This window comes from Streptomyces sp. YGL11-2, assembly GCF_050054615.1.
Lineage (GTDB): Bacteria > Actinomycetota > Actinomycetes > Streptomycetales > Streptomycetaceae > Streptomyces.
The window spans coordinates 1-16,946 of the sequence record NZ_JBNHIN010000091.1; the positions used below are offsets into that span (position 1 = coordinate 1).

The window sequence follows — 16,946 nt, forward strand, 5'->3', positions numbered from 1 at the left end:
GATCGACCGTCTCGCCTTCCATGAGACAGCGAACGCCCTCGACCCCGCCCACGCCACCCCAACCACCTGCGCCTCTTAGCGATCATGGCCTGTCCCCGCGGGCGCCGACATCCCAAGTTCCGGGGGCATGGCCGGGCGGGCACGCTCGGGGGCGGCGCTCCCATGCTCCGGTCCGTCACATCACCCCGCTCCATGCCCTCATCAACGCGTCGAGTACGAGACGCGGTCGCACGATCGCCCGAACAAGTCCCAGAGCCTGCCTTGTGGAACTGCGTTGGGTTTCTCCGCTCACCGGAATGATTCACAAGACCGGCCCTGAAGGTGCGTTCCCACTGAGGTGTCGCTCTCGGCCGGCGGCTTTACCGGGCCGTTTCCATCCAGGTGACGGGCAGTTCGTGGACGCCGTAGATGTTCATGTCGGTCCTGAGTTTCACCTCGCGAGTGGGGATGGCGAGTTCGAGGGTCGGGAAGCGGCGTAGCAGTGCGGTGGGTCCGGCGCGCGTTTCGACGCGGGCGAGTTGCCGGCCGAGGCACTGGTGGATGCCGTGGCCGAAGGACAGGTGGCCGCGGGCCTTGCGGTGGACGTCCAGGGTGCCGGGGGGGCGAAGCGCTCAGGGGCGTGGTTGGCGGCCAGCAGCGTGACCCGCGAGCAGCAGGAACGCGATGCCGACCAGTTCCTCGATGGTGAGGTCGTCATGGCGGGCCAGGAGAGCCTGCTCGGTGGAGATGAGCGCTGCGGCCGCGGCGCCCGAGCCGGCCGGCCCTGCCGGTGCACCCGGCACCTCCACAGACAACCCACAAGATGGCTGGCTATGTTCTCCCTGTGAGGGTGCGGAAGGCGCGGGGAGGCCGTCCGCACCACAGGAACAGGGAGGCACCGTGCGTGATCTGCCACGGCCCATGGGGTCGAGAACGGCAGACGTCCCGCGGTCGGTGCCAAGACGCACAGGGGAAAGGCAGGAGTGATCGTGTTCGCGCGTGTGGGGGGTAACCGGCGGCGAGTGGTCTGGGGCCTGGTCGGCGTGGCGTTGGTGCTGGCCGTCTGGATGGTGATCCTTGGACTGACCCTGAAAAGCCATGCCAGGGTCCGCAACTGGGACACCGCCTGGATCGGGCTGGACGCCATGGAAGTGGCTGGCTTGCTGCTCACCGGTGTTCTGATCTGGTACCGGCGCACCGCAGCCGGTCCCATTGCTTCGGCCACCGCCACGCTCTTCGCACTGGATGCCTGGTTCGATGTGACCACCGCAGCTAAGGGCACCGACCATCTGGAAGCAGTGGCCATGGCCGCCTTGTGCGAAGTCCCTCTTGCGATCGGTCTGGCAACCATCGCCGTCCTCGCCCCTCGCTGGAAGGACCCTCACCGCCGGCCATCGACGTCGCCGGCGGCATCCACCGGGAAGGGCTTCAACCGGTGGGCGGAGAACCGTAGGCCGGAGAACGGGTGGGCGGAGAGCCGTAGGTCGGAGGAGACGGAGACGGAGACGACGGCGTCCAGGACCGCTCCGCCGAAGTAGCTGCGGTCGCGTACCGGTACGGCAACAGCGCGGTGTCCGCACGAACGGCCCTGGCCGCGCTGCGCGAACACCTGGTCCGTCTCGACGAACCCGACCCGGTCCGCCAACTCGTCGGCTTCGTTGGCGACCCGGCGCCCCGGCCACCGCGCGTGCTCGCCGCGCTGGAACCGCGCGCCCTCGAACTGGCCCGGGCCGGTCAGACGGCGCGTTCTCCTACCTCGTCACGCCGGAGCACACGGCCGGAGCCCGCGCGGCGCTCGGGCGCGACCGGGTCCTGATCGTCGAACAGGCCGTGGTGACCGGGCTCGGTGCCGACACGGCACGGGACAGGGCACGCACCCACGTCGCCGGGTACCTGCCCGCGGTGCCGTACCGGGCCAGCCGGCGACGGCTCGGGTGGGACGAGGGCGACTTCGCCGACGGCGGCAGCGACCGTCTGGTCGAGGCGCTCGTCGCGTTCGGCGAAGAGAAGAGGAGATCGCGCAGCGGGTGCATGCCCATCTGCAGGCGGGTGGTGCCGACCATGTGTGCCTCCGGGCACTGCCCGCGCACCCGGCCACCCCCCCCTGGACCGGTGGCGAAGCCTCGCCCACCTCACGCGGTGGTCCGGCCGGGCCGGTCGCCTGACCGGTCGGGTGCCGCCAGTCGGCCAGGGCAGATGACGGTGTGCCACCCGGGCTGCACGGCGCCGGGGTGTCACACCTCCGTCTCGGCCTGTTCGGCCAGTTCCCGGAGCGTCTGCTCCAGCCAGGCCCGCTCGGCTCGTTGTGTCGCCCGGGCCATGAGGAGCATGCCCTTGCGGTAGCGGTCGTCCACGTCCTTGATACGTGCCGGTGCCCCCGCATGGTGGAAGAAACCGGCCGGCTGGGTGAGGAAATCCAGACGACGCCGCAGGACGGCCATCTGCTGTGCCGTTTCCGGCAGTTGGCCGAGGAACGCGAGCAGGGTGAAGAAGGAGCCGCTGTCGGTGATCTCGGTGGTCTTCGGTTCGGACAGCCGACGCAGCAACTCCGCCCGCCCGTTGTCGGTGATGCGCAACACCTGGCGGGTGGGTGCCCTCGTACCGGGTTCGGCCTGCCGCTCCACGTGCCCCGCCTGCCGGAGGCGGTTGAGCGCCGGGTACAGGGCGCCATCGCTCACCGGTCGGTTGTGCCCGATCAGGGTGGAGATGACCTGTCGGAGCTCATAGGCATGCATAGGGCGCTCTGCCAGAAATCCGAGGATCGAAAGCGTCAGCACCAGCTCTCCTTCCGTGGCCTGTTGTCAGACTACCTCTTTTAGAGTCACACGAATCGAGGTACGTTGATCGACGTCACAACGGTGCGTGTACCGGGGGAGAGGTGGCGTGAGCGTGCGCGCGATGACGCCGCAGAGCCCAGGCGGGCCGGAGTTGTTGCCTTGCGGGGAAGGCCACCGCGCCATCGGAAAGGTCGTGGCCGTTGTCCACCGCTCCTGACACCGGGGTGATCCCAGAAGGCGCGGCCACCCCCACTCCCGTGGCGACCCGCCGGTCACTGCTGTCCCTCGGAATCCCGGTCTACCTGGAACTGCTTTCCGGAGTGATCGCCGGAATCATCGACACGGTCTGGGTCTCCCGTCTGGACGAAGCGGCGGTCGGCGCGGTCGCGATCGCCACGACTCTGGAAAATGTGCTCCTCGGCATCATCCTCATGGCCAACGTCGGAGCGACGGTCCTGATAGCCGATGCCCTCGGTGGTGGCAGGCGGGCCGAAGTGCCGGTGATCACGAGGGCGGTGAGAGTGCTGTGGCTGGTGATCACTCCGATCGTCGCGCTCGGAGGTTTCCTCTTCCGTGACGACATCGCGCGCCTGCTCGTCGGAGACGGGAACGAGGTGCTCCGTACCACGGAGGGGTTCTTCGCCATCTCGTTCCCCGGGACAGCGGTGTTCTTCGCGCAGAACGTGGTCGACGGCATCTTCAAGGGCACCGGAGACACGCGGACCCCGATGCGGACAGCGATCCTCGCCAACGCCCTCATCCTCGTCCTCGACCCGCTGCTCATCTACGGTGTCGGCCCCCTCCCGCACATGGGGGTGCAGGGCGCCGCCCTCGGCATGCTCCTCGGCCGCGGACTCGCCCTCTGCGTAAGCCTGGTGATGCTGCGCCGCATGCGGCTTGCCGATGTGGGCGGCTCCGAGCCGACGACTCTGCGGTGGCCCGCAGCGCTCCGGCGGTTGCTCGCCGTCGGACTGCCGGCCTCCGGCGACTTCGTCCTGCGCATGGGGATCAGCATGACCCTGGTCGGGATCATCGCGCGTTTCGGCGAGGACCCGCTGGCGGCCTACGGCATCGGGATCAAGATCCTGTTCGTCGTCACCATGGCCTTTTACGCCGTACGCCAGGCCGCAAGCGTCCTCACAGCACGCGCCCGGGGAGCCGGTGAGCCCGCGGAGTTCATGATCGGACGGCAGAGCGCCCTGCTGGCCACGCTGGTCGCCGCGGCAGCCGGCACGGTGCTCGCGCTGGGAGGGCGACCGCTCATGGGGCTCTTCAGCGATTCCTCGGGAGTCGTGGACTCCGGTGGAACACTCCTCCGGTACCTCCTTCCGTACCTGCTGCTCCTGGCCGGTGTGGTGGGGCTCGGCGGGGTCTTCACCGGAGGCGGTCACACGCGGTCGCTGTTCTGGGTGACCCTGCTGGGAGCGCTGGTGCAGCTCCCGCTCGCTTTCGGACTGAGCTCGGTGCCCGCCCTGGGTGTCGAAGGCGTCTGGCTGTCCATGAGCATGGGTGTCGGTGCCCAGTACGTGATGTCGTACGTACTCTTCCGGCGGTACTTCGCGGTACCCCGGGGAGGCCCTCGGCGGTGTAGGTGAAGGTGCGCGGCACTGCGGCATCCCGTGGCCGCGGCAAGGGTGTTGGCCTTGATGACGAAGGAGTTGCCCTACGGGGCGGGGGAGTTGACGAGGTGTTCGCTGCCGTGCGCGCTCGACTCGTCGAGCGGGGAGCCGCGCCGCTCCGAGGCGCGCCTGGTGGTCACATGCGGCCTGCGCTCAGCGCCGTGGTGATCCGGGCCCGGGTCGCTCTGGTGGCCGGGACAACCGAGACGCAGGCGGCCACCGCCACCGCGACGGCACCCGCGATCAGCAGCGTCTCCGGTGCGGGAATCCGCGCGATGCCCGCACCGACGCCGCTGGCCTGGCCCTCCATATTGATCAGGCGGTCCGACAGCAGCACCCCGAGCCCGGTGCCCACCAGCACCGCCACCATGGCGAGCACCCCGGTGCTGGTCACGATGATGGCGGTGACCTGCCGTGGCGTCAGGCCCATGGCCCGCAGGACACCGAGGTCGCGGACGTGGTCGCGCAGGCCGGAGGCGGTCGCGGTGACCAGTTCGGCGAGGCCGATCAGCGTCAGCACCCCGATCAGTCCGACGACCACCACGCGGACCATGCCCAGCCGGTCCGCCGGGTTGGCCACCGACCGTACGTCGAGGCGGCCGCGGGACGCCGCGATCAGATCCGCCCGCACCGCCTTCGGATCCGCCCCGGGGCGCAGCACCAGCGCCTCGTACTGCGTCCTGGGCGGTCCGCCGGGTCCGGCCAGCGCACCCAGCTCCACCGAGAGCATCTCCCCGTTGTGATCGGGCTCGATGTCCCGACCGACGATGTGCAGGATGTGTGGGGTCCCCCCAGCCATGACCCGCACCCACTCGCCCACCTTGGCATGCAGCAGGTCGAGCGCCCCCTGCCCGGCCACCGCCTCGTCCTCGTCGCGGATGAGGTGGCCTGCGGCGAGGGCGAACGGATAGGGATGGTCGGCGGTGCCCAACGCGCGAACGGTGATCGTCGTGGTCTCTCCGGGCACAAGTGCCGGCGTCTCCACCCCCGGATACGCGGCGGCCACTTCGGGCTGCCGGGCGAGCAGGCGGCGCGCCTCCGCGTCGCCCATGCCACTGGGCCGCGCGGTCAGGCTCGCCGCCAGTCCCAACTGCCGGGGATGGTCCTGGAAGCCGTCCAGCGTGGCCCAACTGCCCAGCGCCACAGTGATCATCATGATCGGGATGGCCAGCCGGGCAACGGTGAGGCCGGCGCGCAGGGGGCGGTGGAACGCCGCCCGGCTGCCCAGTGCCAGCGCCGGAGGCAGCTTCAGCAGCAGCGCGAGGCGGGCCAGCCGGGAGATCCCGCTCGCCGGGTGGTTGGCGCGGACCGTGGGCACGGCCGGGATCCGTCCCGCTCGCCAGGCCGGGAGGACGGTGGCCAGGGCGACGCTGAGCACCACCCCCGCACCCGTCGCCGCCAGCGCTCCGGCGTGGGAGGGTTCGGCCTGCCACAGGCCCATGGCCTCCCCGAGCGCCCCCGGCAGCAGCGGGCCGAAGACGCTGGCCGCGCCCGCCCCCAGGACCATCCCGGCCAGTGCCAGGGCGGTGTGCTCGTACAGGAAGAGCCGCACCACCTGCGCCGGGGTGAAGCCGATGGCCTTGAGCATGGCGATGTCCCGTACCTGCGCCAGCACCCGGCTGCCCGCGGCGCCCGCGGTGGCCAGTGCCGCCGCCACCAGGGCGACCAGGCCGAACACCCCGAGCAGCAGTCCGAGGAGCCGGTTGTCCTGGCCCATGGCGGAACGCACCTGCTGCCAGGTGGTGACCTGCGTCACCTGGCCGCTGCCCAGTGTGGTGACGACCTGCTGGGCGGCGAAGTCGGCAGCACCCGGATCGCGCAGCCGCAGCCCGATCACCTGCTGGGTGTGGACGGGCTCGGGCACGACACGGTCCAGGGCGGAGGGCAGCACCCAGCCGAGGCCGGGCGTCCAGTCCGGGTACGAGCCCTGGTCCGCGCTGTCGGCGATGCCGAGCACCCGCATCGGCAGCGTCCCGTCATCCCGGCCGCGGACGGTGACCGTGCCGCCCACACCCACGTGCATCGCGTGGGCGAGCGAGCGCTCCAGGACGATGCCGTCGGGGCGGGCCGGGTCCAGCCACCGGCCGGAGCGCACCAGCGGGCGGGCCACCGACGGAGGCTCGACGCCTGCCGCCCGCAGTTCGAGGGACACCTTCTCGGTGCCGCGTACCAGGTCGGCGGGGGCGGTCCGGTACGGTCCGGCGACCCCGGTGACCCCGTCGAGGTGGCTGAGCGGTGCGGTGTCCACGCCGGGACGCAGGTGGATCCACACATGGGCTCCGCGGGACTGCAGGAAGACGCGCTGCCAGGGGTTGGCGGCGTCCTGCAACAGCGCGTTCGCCAGGATCAACGAGACCGCGATCACCGCGGTGACCAGGACCATCAGCGCGGCCTGGCCGCGGTGGGCGCGCAGGTCGGCCCGTACCCAGCGAAGCAGCGCGCGCATCGGCTCAGCCCTTCAGCCGCAGCACGTCGGCGACGGTGGTCGTGCTGTCGGAGGGGGCGTGCAGGGCGGAGTCGTCGGCTATCTCGCCGTCGTAGAGGCTGATCACCCGGTCCGCGCTGCTGGCGACCCGGGCGTCATGGGTGACCAGCAGGATCGTCTGGCCGCTGGCGTGGTAGCGGGCCAGCAGGCGGAGCACGTCGCGGGTGTTGCGGCTGTCGAGGTTGCCGGTCGGCTCGTCGGCGAGCAGCAGACCCGGCTCGTTGACCAGGGCTCTGGCCAGCGCGACGCGCTGCTGTTCACCGCCGGAGAGCGCGGCGGGGGTGCTGCGGGCCCTGTCCGCGAGGTCGAGTTCGGCGAACAGCTCCTCGCGGCGCGTCCGGGCCTGCTTCGGGGACATCCCGGCCAGCAGGGCCGGCAGTTCCACGTTGTCGGCCGCGGTCATGTTGGTGACCAGGTTGAAGAACTGGAAGACGATTCCGACGGTGCGGCGGCGCAACAGCGACCAGCGGGCCTCGGTCAGACCGTCCACCCGCTGCCCGTCCAGCCATATCCGGCCGCTGTCGGGGCGGTCCAGCCCGCCGAGCAGGTGGAGCAGCGTGGACTTGCCCGCGCCGGAGGGCCCCATGATCGCGACGAACTCGCCGCGGTCGACGCGGAGATCCACATGGCGTACGGCATGGGTGGCGGTCTCCGCACCGTGGTGGACCTTGACCAGGTCCCGTGCGCAGAGCATGGCTTCGGCGGGCGGGAGGACGTGGTCGGGGTCCGTGGCAGCGGCGCCCGCGGGGTCGGGGCCCGAGCGGCTCAATCCAGTTCCTCCTGACAGCGCTCCAGCCAGTCGAGGTCGGCCTGCAGGTGGAGCATGGCGCCCTCGATGAGCAGTTGTGCGACGCGGTTGTCCCGGTCCTCCGCGGCAAGCCGCGAAAGACCCCGCATGACGTTCAGATAGTGGCGGCGCTGCGTGTTGATCAGCGCGAGCCGGTCGCTGCCACCGGCCCCGGGCGCCAGGACCAGCTTCATGAAGAACTCGTCCCGTACCCGAGGGCCCTCGGTCGCCTCGGCGAACCATGCGGCGAGTTCCTCACGGCCGGCGTCGGTGATCTCGTAGACCCGCTTGTTCGGCCGGTTGGACTGGTCGACGTCCTGGCCCTTGATCAGCCCATTCTTCTCAAGTCGCCCCAAAGTGACATAGACCTGTCCGATGTTTGGCTGAGGGTACGCCGCGCCGAAGGTTTGCTCAAGGGCTTGCTTGAGCTCGTAACCGTGGGCGGGTTCCTTGGCGAGAAGCGCCAGCAGTGGCAGGCGCACGGGCTTCGACTCCTCCTCACGTGCCGGTCGGACACGATCTCTGCTCGGTCAACGCGCGACCCATGACAGGGCCCGGCGCGGGCGTTATGGTTCCGCCCAGCACCCCGGCCTCTTCCCCGGTTCGCGCGCGTGCTCCCGGTATCGCCGCCGTAGTCGGGTGCGGGTTCGCCGCAACTGCTCCGAGACGGCCGCGCGGACCGATGCCCTGTTCCCTGTCATAGATGCGAGATATACATAACCGAATACTACCCTTCCGCAGGGCGGTGGTGAGCTGGAGGAACGCATGCGGTGGCTCAGAGTGACGCACTGGCTGATGGCCGGGTTGCTGCTGCTCTCCGGGTGCTCCCTGCCCGCGAGCTGGGCTCGCGACGGCGGCGCCGACGGAACGGGTCCGGTGACGTTGGTCACCGGGCGGGACCTCACCGGCTATATGCAGGGCCGGCTGGCGGTGTGGAACGCCGCCCACCCCGACCAGAAGGCCACGTTGATCCAACTGCCCCCCGCCGCCGACGACGTGCGGGCGCAGATGATCAGCAACCTCCGGGCGAAGAGCGACCGCTACGACGTCCTCAACATGGACGTGGCCTGGACCGCGGAGTTCGCCTCCGCCGGGTGGATCGCCCCGCTGGACGCACAGGGCTTTCCGCTGGACAAGTTCCTCAAACCGGTGGTCGACACGGCCACCTACCGCGGGCGGCTCTACGCGGTCCCCTACGTGACCAACGCCGGAATGCTCTACTACCGCAAGGACGTCCTCGACCGGGCTCACCTGCCGCCGCCGCGGACCTGGGCCGAGCTGGCGAACGACGCGCGGACGGTGGCACCCGGGTACGGGTTGAAGGGCTACGCCGGCCAGTTGCTGCCGTACGAGGGGCTCACCGTCAACTACGCGGAGGCGGTGCAGTCGGCGGGCGGGGCGATCCTCTCCGACGAGGGCCGGAAGGTCGCCGTCGACTCACCCGCGGCCGTGCGGGCGCTGGACTTCATGGTCAACGGGGTGCGCCAGGGCTGGATACCGCGCGAGACGCTCACCTTCACGGAGGAGGAGTCGCGGCGAGCCTTCGAAGACGGCCACTACCTGTTCATGCGCAACTGGCCGTACGCGTACGGCCTGGCCGAGGCGAAGGGCTCGAAGGTCGCCGGGAAGATCGGCGTGGCCCCGCTGCCCGGTGCCGACGGCCCGGGGTCGAGTTCGCTGGGCGGTTCCAACCTCTCGGTCAGCAGCTACTCACGGCACCAGAAGACCGCCCGCGCGCTGATCCGGTACCTGACCGGGCTCGACAACGAGCGGCAGGTGCTGGAGCAGGGCTCGCTGCCGCCGGTGTGGGCGCAGCTGTACACCGATACCGCGCTGATCAAGCGGTTCCCGTATCTGCCGGTGCTGCGGCAGAGCATCCTGTCGGCCAGGACCCGCCCCAAGAGCGCGGAGTACGACCAGGTGAGCCTGGCGGTGGCCGGAGAGGTGCACGCCGCCCTCACGCAGCGGCGGTCACCGGCCGCGGCGACGGCGGCGCTGGCACAGGACCTGAAGGCGATCCTGCGAGGTCCCTGACGGCGAGCACCGCCCACCGAATCCGTCTGGCGCTCAGGGCCGGCAGTCCCGCGGGACTGCCGGCCCTCGGCATGCCCGGACGCCGTGCGTCGCCGCGCGAAGAACACCACCGCAACGCCCCGGACACCTGCCCGTCATGCATCCCCGCGGGCCGAGCCCGATGACCTGGGCCGCCACCGGGCCTGGAAATTTCTGTTTTCACCGTTGACATCTACTCGACCGCTATACATAACATGCATGCACCTCGCGGCGGTCGGACGAAAAACCGGCCCCAGGGACGACGCGCATACCGCGCGGCAGCCCGACTCACGCGTCGTCCCCGCTGAACGGAACGGCGCCCGGGCTGGGCAACCAGAACAACCGACGGCTCCTGCGCGAGCCGTACGACGGGCCAGGATGGTGACGGATGATCGGCGCACCGGTTGAAAACAACCCGCCGAGAGCGACAGCACGGCTCGGGGCGGTGGACACCCCGAACACCGAGAACACACCCGCGTTGCCGCCCCACCGGTGGTGGCGCGACGCGGTGATCTACCAGATCTACATCCGCAGCTTCCTGGACAGCACCGGCGACGGCATCGGCGACCTGGCAGGCGTCGCGGCCGGACTGCCCTACCTCAAGCGCCTTGGCGTGGACGGCATTTGGCTCACCCCGTTCTACCCCTCACCGCAGCACGACCACGGCTACGACGTCGCGGACTACTGCGACGTGGACCCGGTCTACGGCGACCTGGCCGCATTCGACCGCCTGATCGCCGACGCGCACCGGCTCGGCCTGCGGTGCCTGGTCGACATCGTGCCCAACCACTGCTCGCTCCAGCACCCCTGGTTCCAGCAGGCACTCGCCGACGCGCCGGGCGGCGCGGCACGCGGCCGGTTCCACTTCGCCCCGGGCCGCGGCACGGACGGTGAGCTGCCACCCAACAACTGGCGCGCGATGTTCGGCGGCCCCGCATGGACCCGTGTCGTCGAGCCCGACGGCACCCCGGGCGAGTGGTACCTGCACATGTTCACGCCCGAGCAGCCGGACCTCAACTGGCGCCACCCCGACGTGGCGCAGCACTTCGAGCGGGTGCTGCGGTTCTGGCTGGACCGCGGCGTCGACGGCTTCCGCATCGACGTCGCGGCCGGGCTGTACAAGCACCCGGACCTGCCGGACTCCGAAGACCCGGGCGCGGACGAGCGCTCCCGTGACTCGGTCAACCCGCTGGCCTGGAACCAGCCCGAGGTCCACCAGGTGTGGCGCAGCTGGCGGGCGATCTGCGAGCAGTACACCGCGCGGGACGGACGCGAACGCCTGCTGGTCGGCGAGGTGTCGGTGCCGACCGCCGCCGAGCACGCCCGCTACGTACGGCCCGACGAGCTGCACCAGGCATTCTTCTTCCACCTGTTGACCGCGCCCTGGGACGCGGAGGCGTTCCAACAGGTCATCTCCGACGCCCTGCGCGACATCGCCGGGACCGGATCGACCATCACCTGGGTCCTCAACAACCACGACCAGATCAGGTCGGTCACCCGCTACGCCGCACCGGCCCCCGCCGACAGCACCGACCTGTCCGGCCTCGGCCCCGCTCGGGCCCGGGCCGCCGCCCTGCTGATGCTGGCGCTGCCCGGCGCCGCCTACGTCTACCAGGGCGAGGAGCTGGGCCTGCCCGAGGTGGACGACCTGCCGGACGAGGTGCTGACCGACCCGATATTCCGGCGCACGGGGAGCCGGGCCAAGGTCCGCGACGGCTGCCGGGTCCCGCTGCCGTGGTCCGGACACGCCTCCCCGTTCGGCTTCACCGCAGGCGACGCCCCGGCGCGGCCGTGGCTGCCCCAGCCGGACTGGTTCGCCGACCACACCACCGAGCGGGCACTGGTCGACACCACGTCCTTCTGGCACCTCTACCGGGACGCGCTCCACCTGCGCCACAGCCTGCCCCAGCTCGGCGAGGGGCCGGTGCGCTGGCTCGACTCCCCGCCGCAGGTACTCGCCTTCGAACGAGGGGAGGGACTGGTGTGCGCCGTCAACTTCGGCGCCCAGCCGGTGCCCGCCCCGGCCGGCGGCACCCCACTGCTCGCCAGTCGCCCCTGCCCACCGGGCTCCCTACCGGGCAACACGGCCGCCTGGTGGGTCACCGCAACTCCCTGATCCCGTACCCGTCCCAAATCAGGAGAACCCCATGAAAAGAATCGTCGCACTGGCCGCCACCACCTGCGCCCTGGGCCTGCTGACCACCGCCTGCGGCGGCAGCGGCTCCAGCTCCTCCGCTGCTCCCAGCGGCGCCACCGCTTCCGACCTCCACCTGCCCGACCTGCACGGCCAGCACCTTGAGGTGGCCGCGGTGTGGACCGGGCCGGAACAGAAGAACTTCATGAAGGTCATCGAGCGGTTCGACCAACTGACCGGCGCCAAGACCGACTTCGTCCCCACCGGCGACAACGTCTCGACCTTCCTCGGCACCAAGATCCAGGGCGGTGGAGCGCCGGACGTCGCGTTCCTCCCGCAGCCTGGTGTGCTGGCCCAGTTCGCCAAGTCCGGGTGGCTCAAGCCGGCCGAAGCGGCCGTCGAGAAGCAGCTGAAGAGCAACTACAGCACCGGCTGGCAGAACCTGGGCGCCTACCAGGGCAAGCAGTACGGGGTGTACTTCAAGGCCGCCGACAAGTCCACGGTCTGGTACAACACCAAGGCATTCTCCACCGCCGGAATCTCCAGCCCCCCGGCCACCTGGTCGGAGTTCCTCAAGGACGCCCAGACCATCTCCGACTCCGGCACTCCGCCAGTCTCCGTCGGCGGCGCGGACGGCTGGACGCTGACCGACTGGTTCGAGAACATCTACCTCAGCCAGGCCGGCCCGGCCAAGTACGACCAGCTGACCAAGCACCAGATCAAGTGGACCGACCCCTCGGTCGGCAAGGCCCTGACCACCCTCGGCCAGCTCTTCGGCAAGCCCACCCTGCTCGCCGGTGGCACCCGCGGCGCCGTGGCCACCGAGTTCCCCGCCTCCGTGGACCAGACCTTCGCCGATCCCGCGAAGGCCGCCATGGTCTACGAAGGCGACTTCGTCGCCACCAACATCACCAGTGACACCAAGGCCAAGATCGGCACCGACGCCAAGGTGTTCCCGTTCCCGAAGGCGGACGGTGGCCAGGCACCCATGGTCGTCGGCGGCGACGTCGCCGTGGCGCTGAAGAGCAGCAAGGGCGCCCAGGCGCTTCTGACCTACCTCGCCTCAACGGACGCCGCACGAACCGAGGTCAAGCAGGGCGGCTTCATCTCGCCCAACAAGTCCCTGGACCTCTCCGCCTACCCCGACGCGACCGAGCAGTCCCTCGCCAAGTCCTTGACGGCCGCCGGCGACAACTTCCGCTTCGACATGTCCGATCAGGCCCCGGCGGCGTTCGGCGGTACCAAGGGCCAAGGCGAGTGGAAGGACCTCCAGGACTTCCTGGCCGCCCCCTCGGACGTGGCCGGCGCACAGAGCAAGTTGGAAACGGACGCCGCCGCGGCGTTCGCCAACGCGGGCTGAGGTGACGGGTGATGGCAGCACAGACCGCGCCCTCCGCCCCCTACCAGGCACCACCGTCCCCGTCCGGCACCGCCGGTCCCCGACGCGGCGGACGGCACACCGTCCGCCGCGCGCGCTCGGCGATCGGCGCCCACCCCTGGGCCGCCGCCTGCTTCCTGCTTCCGGCGCTGGCGGTGCTCGGGGCGCTGGTGGTGTACCCCATCAGCTGGACGGCGGTGCGCAGCCTGTTCGGCGCGGACGGCTTCGCCCACTTCGTGGGCCTGGGCAACTACACCAGCGTCTTCCATGACCCCAGGACGCTGACCGCGCTGCGCAACAACGCCCTGTGGGTGGTGGTCGCGCCCAGCGTGGCCACCGGGCTCGGGCTGATCTTCGCGGTGCTGACCGAACGGATCCGCTGGGGAACCGCCTTCAAACTGGTGGTCTTCATGCCGATGGCCATCTCGATGCTGGCGGCCGGAATCATCTTCCGCCTGGTGTACGACCAGGACCCCGGCAAGGGCGTGGCCAACGCGGTGGCGGTCGGCGTACACGACACCTTCGCCAAGGCGTCCTCCTACCCGGGAGCCAAGCCGCGCGTCGGCGGCGGCCTGGCCCCCTCCGGGGGCGGCTACCTCACCACCTCCACAGTGCCCCCGGGCACCGGGGGGGGGGGGGGGGGGGGGGGGGGGGGGGGGGGGGGGGGGGGGGGGGGGGGGGGGNCTCACCACCTCCACAGTGCCCCCGGGCACCGGCGCGGCGGCGCTGCCGCTGGTCGGCGTCTCGCCCGCCACCCTCTCCGGGGCGCAGCAGGCCGCCGCGCCGACCCACTGCCCCGCGGGCGCCGTCTGCGGCACCGTCTGGCTGGACTTCACCCCGGGCGGCGGTGGGGTCCCCGGCCGGATCGACCCGGGGGAGAAGGCCCTGGCCGGGGTCCAGGTGCAGGCGGTACGTGACGGCCGCACCGTCGCCTCCGCCACCTCCGGCCGCAACGGCACCTTCGTCCTGCCGGCCGACAAGCTCGGCACGGGCCAGGTGCGGCTGAGCCTGCCCGCCGCCAACTTCACCGCCCAGTTCCAGGGCGTCACCTGGCTCGGACCAACCCTGGTCACCTGGTCCATCATCGGCGCCTACGTGTGGATGTGGACCGGCTTCGCGATGGTGCTGATCGCGGCCGGACTGGCCGGAGTGCCGCGCGAACTGCTGGAGGCGGCCCGGATGGACGGCGCGAACGAGTGGCAGGTCTTCCGCCGGGTCACCGTCCCGCTGCTGGCCCCGACGCTCGTCGTGGTGCTGGTGACACTGGTCATCAACGTGCTGAAGGTCTTCGACCTGGTCTATGTCATCGCACCGGGCTCGACCCAGCAGGACGCCAACGTCCTCGCCCTCCAGCTGTATCTCGCCTCCTTCGGCGGCGGCAACGACCAGGGCGTCGGCAGCGCGCTCGGAGTACTGCTGCTGCTGTTGGTACTGCCCGCCGTCTTCTTCAACATCCGCCGCTTCCGGAAGGAGCGCACCCGGTGACCGTCATCGACACCCCCACCCGGCGCGGCCCTGGCGCGGCCGCCCGCCTGGCCGCCCGGGCCGGAGGCGGCGCGGTCCGTCTCGGCCTGCTGCTGACCGCCCTCTTCTGGCTGGTCCCCACCGTCGGGCTGCTGATCTCCTCGCTGCGCGGCCCGTCCGACATCAGCACCTCCGGCTGGTGGCGGGCCTTCACCGACCCGGCCCAGCTGACCCTGCACAACTACGCGGCACTGATGGGCAACGGCACCATCACCCATGCCCTGCTCAACAGTGTGCTGATCACCGTCCCCGTCACCGTGCTGGTCATCGTCATCGGCGCGATGGCCGGATACGCCTTCGCCTGGCTGGAGTTCCCCGGCCGGGACTGGCTCTTCCTGCTGCTGATCGGGCTGCTGGTGGTCCCCATCCAGGTCGCCCTGATCCCGGTCACCAAGCTGTACGCCGCATTCGGCATCTTCGGCAGCCTGCTGGGCGTCATCCTCTTCCACACGGCCTTCGGCCTGCCGTTCGCCATCTTCCTGCTGCGCAACTTCTTCGCCGAGATTCCGCGTGAGCTGCTGGAGGCGGGGCGCCTCGACGGAGCGGGCGAACTGCGGCTGTTCGCCCGGGTGGTGGTACCACTCGGCGGCCCGGCCATCGCCTCACTCGCCATCTTCCAGTTCCTCTGGGTCTGGAACGACATGCTGGTGGCGCTGATCTTCGCCAACAGCGGCTCCGCGCCGCTCACCGTCGCGCTCCAGGAGCAGACCCGCCAGTTCGGCGACAACATCGACGTGCTCTCCTCCGGGGCGTTCCTGTCGATGGTGATCCCCCTCGCGGTCTTCTTCGCCTTCCAACGCCAGTTCGTCAGCGGCATCACGGCGGGCGCGGTGAAGTAGCGGCAGCCGTCGACCAGACCAACTCGCCCTCCCCACACGGGGACCCACCGCCAACCCCCACTCGGATCGTCCGGCACGTTCCTGCCGGTGAAGGGATCACTACACCATGGCCACAGTCACGTTCGACAAGGCGACCCGTACCTATCCCGGAGCGGAGCGGGCGGCCGTCGACAAGTTGGAGATCGCCATCGAGGACGGCGAGTTCCTCGTCCTCGTAGGGCCCTCCGGATGCGGCAAGTCCACCTCGCTGCGGATGCTCGCGGGGCTGGAGGACGTCAACGACGGCGCGATCCGGATCGGCGACCGGGATGTCACGCAGCTGCCTCCGAAGGACCGGGACATCGCCATGGTGTTCCAGAACTACGCGCTCTACCCGCACATGACGGTCGCCGACAACATGGGGTTCGCGCTCAAGATCGCCGGTGTGCCGAAGGCCGAGATCCGGCAGAAGGTCGAGGAGGCGGCGAAGATCCTGGACCTGACGGAGTACCTGGGGCGCAAGCCGAAGGCGCTGTCCGGCGGTCAGCGGCAGCGGGTCGCGATGGGCCGGGCGATCGTCCGGGAGCCGCAGGTGTTCCTGATGGACGAGCCGCTGTCCAACCTGGACGCCAAACTGCGGGTGCAGACCCGCACCCAGATCGCCGGGCTCCAACGGCGGCTGGGGACCACCACGGTCTACGTCACCCACGACCAGGTCGAGGCCATGACCATGGGCGACCGGGTCGCCGTCCTCAAGGACGGGCTGCTCCAGCAGGTCGACTCGCCCCGGAACATGTACGACCGCCCCGCGAACCTCTTCGTGGCGGGCTTCATCGGCTCGCCGGCCATGAACCTCGTCGAAGTGCCGCTCACCGACGGCGGCGTGCAGTTCGGCAATAGCATCGTCCCGGTCAGCCGCGAGGCCGTCGCCGCGGCCGCCGACAAGGGCGACCGCACGGTGACGGTCGGGGTACGCCCCGAGCACTTCGACATCGCGGGCGGCCAGGCGACCTCCCTCGCCAACCACGCACCCGCGGGCCTTGCCGTCACCGTGAACGTGGTCGAGGAACTCGGCGCCGACGGATACGTCTACGGCACCGCCCAGATCGGCGGGGAGCGGAAGGACATCGTGGTCCGGGTCGGCGGTCGTCAGGTTCCGGGGAAGGGCGACGTGCTGCACGTCGTACCGCGCGCGGGCGAGACGCACGTGTTCTCGACCTCGTCCGGTGAGCGACTGAGCGACTGATCCGCCCCGGCGGACCCACCGCGACCACGCTTCACGGGTGGGGCTGACGCGCAGGTGGTGAGCGGACGTGGCCACTGGTGCGTACGGCTATCGAGCCGTAACCACTTGGGGTTCGTCACGTTGGCCTTTGTGGTCGGTGTCGCGTGT

14 protein-coding genes and 2 pseudogenes are annotated in these 16,946 nt (G+C 70.6%); 9 read left to right on the forward strand and 7 right to left on the reverse strand.

Features of this window, described 5'->3' with window-relative positions:
- Positions 1-359: 359 nt before the first annotated feature.
- Positions 360-643, reverse strand: a pseudogene (locus ACO1BR_RS42140) (cytochrome P450); the annotation flags it as partial.
- Complete coding sequence (locus ACO1BR_RS42145; RefSeq protein ID WP_426800433.1) at positions 612-782, reverse strand: hypothetical protein; 171 nt, start codon at positions 780-782, stop codon at positions 612-614. The pseudogene ACO1BR_RS42140 and the gene ACO1BR_RS42145, both read right to left, overlap by 32 nt.
- A gap of 186 nt (positions 783-968) precedes the next feature.
- On the opposite strand from ACO1BR_RS42145, the gene ACO1BR_RS42150 reads away from it, so the two are divergent.
- The gene (locus ACO1BR_RS42150; protein WP_426800421.1) at positions 969-1,517 is read left to right on the forward strand and encodes a hypothetical protein; all 549 of its coding nucleotides are present in this window, start codon (positions 969-971) and stop codon (positions 1,515-1,517) included.
- Positions 1,518-1,549: 32 nt separating this feature from the next.
- Positions 1,550-1,795: a hypothetical protein gene (locus ACO1BR_RS42155; RefSeq protein WP_426800422.1), complete on the forward strand. Its 246-nt coding sequence runs from the start codon at positions 1,550-1,552 to the stop codon at positions 1,793-1,795.
- Between the two features lie 418 nt (positions 1,796-2,213).
- Here ACO1BR_RS42155 and ACO1BR_RS42160 read toward each other — a convergent pair whose 3' ends face one another.
- Positions 2,214-2,756: a PadR family transcriptional regulator gene (locus ACO1BR_RS42160; protein ID WP_426800423.1), complete on the reverse strand. Its 543-nt coding sequence runs from the start codon at positions 2,754-2,756 to the stop codon at positions 2,214-2,216.
- Between the two features lie 200 nt (positions 2,757-2,956).
- On the opposite strand from ACO1BR_RS42160, the gene ACO1BR_RS42165 reads away from it, so the two are divergent.
- The gene (locus tag ACO1BR_RS42165) at positions 2,957-4,351 is read left to right on the forward strand and encodes an MATE family efflux transporter (RefSeq protein ID WP_426800424.1); all 1,395 of its coding nucleotides are present in this window, start codon (positions 2,957-2,959) and stop codon (positions 4,349-4,351) included.
- Between the two features lie 160 nt (positions 4,352-4,511).
- On the opposite strand, the gene ACO1BR_RS42170 is transcribed toward ACO1BR_RS42165, so the two are convergent.
- The 3 genes from ACO1BR_RS42170 to ACO1BR_RS42180 all read right to left on the reverse strand — a co-directional run bounded on the left by ACO1BR_RS42170 (position 4,512) and on the right by ACO1BR_RS42180 (position 8,129).
- Complete coding sequence (locus tag ACO1BR_RS42170) at positions 4,512-6,821, reverse strand: FtsX-like permease family protein (protein WP_426800425.1); 2,310 nt, start codon at positions 6,819-6,821, stop codon at positions 4,512-4,514.
- Between the two features lie 4 nt (positions 6,822-6,825).
- On the reverse strand, positions 6,826-7,554 hold the full coding sequence (locus tag ACO1BR_RS42175) for an ABC transporter ATP-binding protein (RefSeq protein WP_426800432.1): 729 nt from the start codon (positions 7,552-7,554) through the stop codon (positions 6,826-6,828).
- A 71-nt stretch (positions 7,555-7,625) separates the two neighbouring features.
- Entirely contained in the window at positions 7,626-8,129 is a 504-nt protein-coding gene (locus ACO1BR_RS42180) for a PadR family transcriptional regulator (RefSeq protein WP_426800426.1), read from the reverse strand.
- A gap of 283 nt (positions 8,130-8,412) precedes the next feature.
- On the opposite strand from ACO1BR_RS42180, the gene ACO1BR_RS42185 reads away from it, so the two are divergent.
- From ACO1BR_RS42185 to ACO1BR_RS42195, 3 genes are all read left to right on the forward strand, one after another.
- Positions 8,413-9,681, forward strand: a complete 1,269-nt coding sequence (locus ACO1BR_RS42185; RefSeq protein ID WP_426800427.1) for an ABC transporter substrate-binding protein — start codon at positions 8,413-8,415, stop codon at positions 9,679-9,681.
- A 406-nt stretch (positions 9,682-10,087) separates the two neighbouring features.
- Positions 10,088-11,815 (forward strand): glycoside hydrolase family 13 protein, encoded by a 1,728-nt coding sequence (locus tag ACO1BR_RS42190; RefSeq protein WP_426800428.1) that lies wholly within the window; start codon positions 10,088-10,090, stop codon positions 11,813-11,815.
- A 31-nt stretch (positions 11,816-11,846) separates the two neighbouring features.
- The gene (locus ACO1BR_RS42195) at positions 11,847-13,193 is read left to right on the forward strand and encodes an ABC transporter substrate-binding protein (protein ID WP_426800429.1); all 1,347 of its coding nucleotides are present in this window, start codon (positions 11,847-11,849) and stop codon (positions 13,191-13,193) included.
- Positions 13,194-13,233: 40 nt separating this feature from the next.
- Here ACO1BR_RS42195 and ACO1BR_RS42200 read toward each other — a convergent pair whose 3' ends face one another.
- Positions 13,234-13,461, reverse strand: coding sequence for a hypothetical protein (locus ACO1BR_RS42200; RefSeq protein WP_426800434.1), 228 nt, complete (start codon positions 13,459-13,461; stop codon positions 13,234-13,236).
- On the opposite strand from ACO1BR_RS42200, the pseudogene ACO1BR_RS42205 reads away from it, so the two are divergent.
- The 3 genes and pseudogenes from ACO1BR_RS42205 (at position 13,367) to ACO1BR_RS42215 (ending at position 16,799) form a co-directional block, all read left to right on the forward strand.
- Positions 13,367-14,696, forward strand: a pseudogene (locus ACO1BR_RS42205) (carbohydrate ABC transporter permease). The gene ACO1BR_RS42200 and the pseudogene ACO1BR_RS42205 overlap by 95 nt on opposite strands.
- A complete protein-coding gene (locus tag ACO1BR_RS42210) occupies positions 14,693-15,574 on the forward strand; it encodes a carbohydrate ABC transporter permease (protein ID WP_426800430.1) in 882 nt (293 codons plus the stop codon). Before ACO1BR_RS42205 ends, ACO1BR_RS42210 begins: the two are co-directional and overlap by 4 nt.
- 106 nt (positions 15,575-15,680) lie before the next feature.
- Positions 15,681-16,799, forward strand: a complete 1,119-nt coding sequence (locus tag ACO1BR_RS42215) for an ABC transporter ATP-binding protein (protein WP_426800431.1) — start codon at positions 15,681-15,683, stop codon at positions 16,797-16,799.
- Positions 16,800-16,946 lie beyond the last annotated feature (147 nt).

Bases quoted from the DNA above. Each gene is read 5' to 3' on its own strand.
- ACO1BR_RS42170 (WP_426800425.1), bottom strand. From the start codon at position 6,821: ATGCGCGCGCTGCTTCGCTGGGTACGGGCCGACCTGCGCGCCCACCGC.
- ACO1BR_RS42175 (WP_426800432.1), bottom strand. From the start codon at position 7,554: ATGCTCTGCGCACGGGACCTGGTCAAGGTCCACCACGGTGCGGAGACC.
- ACO1BR_RS42185 (WP_426800427.1), top strand. From the start codon at position 8,413: ATGCGGTGGCTCAGAGTGACGCACTGGCTGATGGCCGGGTTGCTGCTG.
- ACO1BR_RS42190 (WP_426800428.1), top strand. From the start codon at position 10,088: ATGATCGGCGCACCGGTTGAAAACAACCCGCCGAGAGCGACAGCACGG.
- ACO1BR_RS42195 (WP_426800429.1), top strand. From the start codon at position 11,847: ATGAAAAGAATCGTCGCACTGGCCGCCACCACCTGCGCCCTGGGCCTG.
- ACO1BR_RS42215 (WP_426800431.1), top strand. From the start codon at position 15,681: ATGGCCACAGTCACGTTCGACAAGGCGACCCGTACCTATCCCGGAGCG.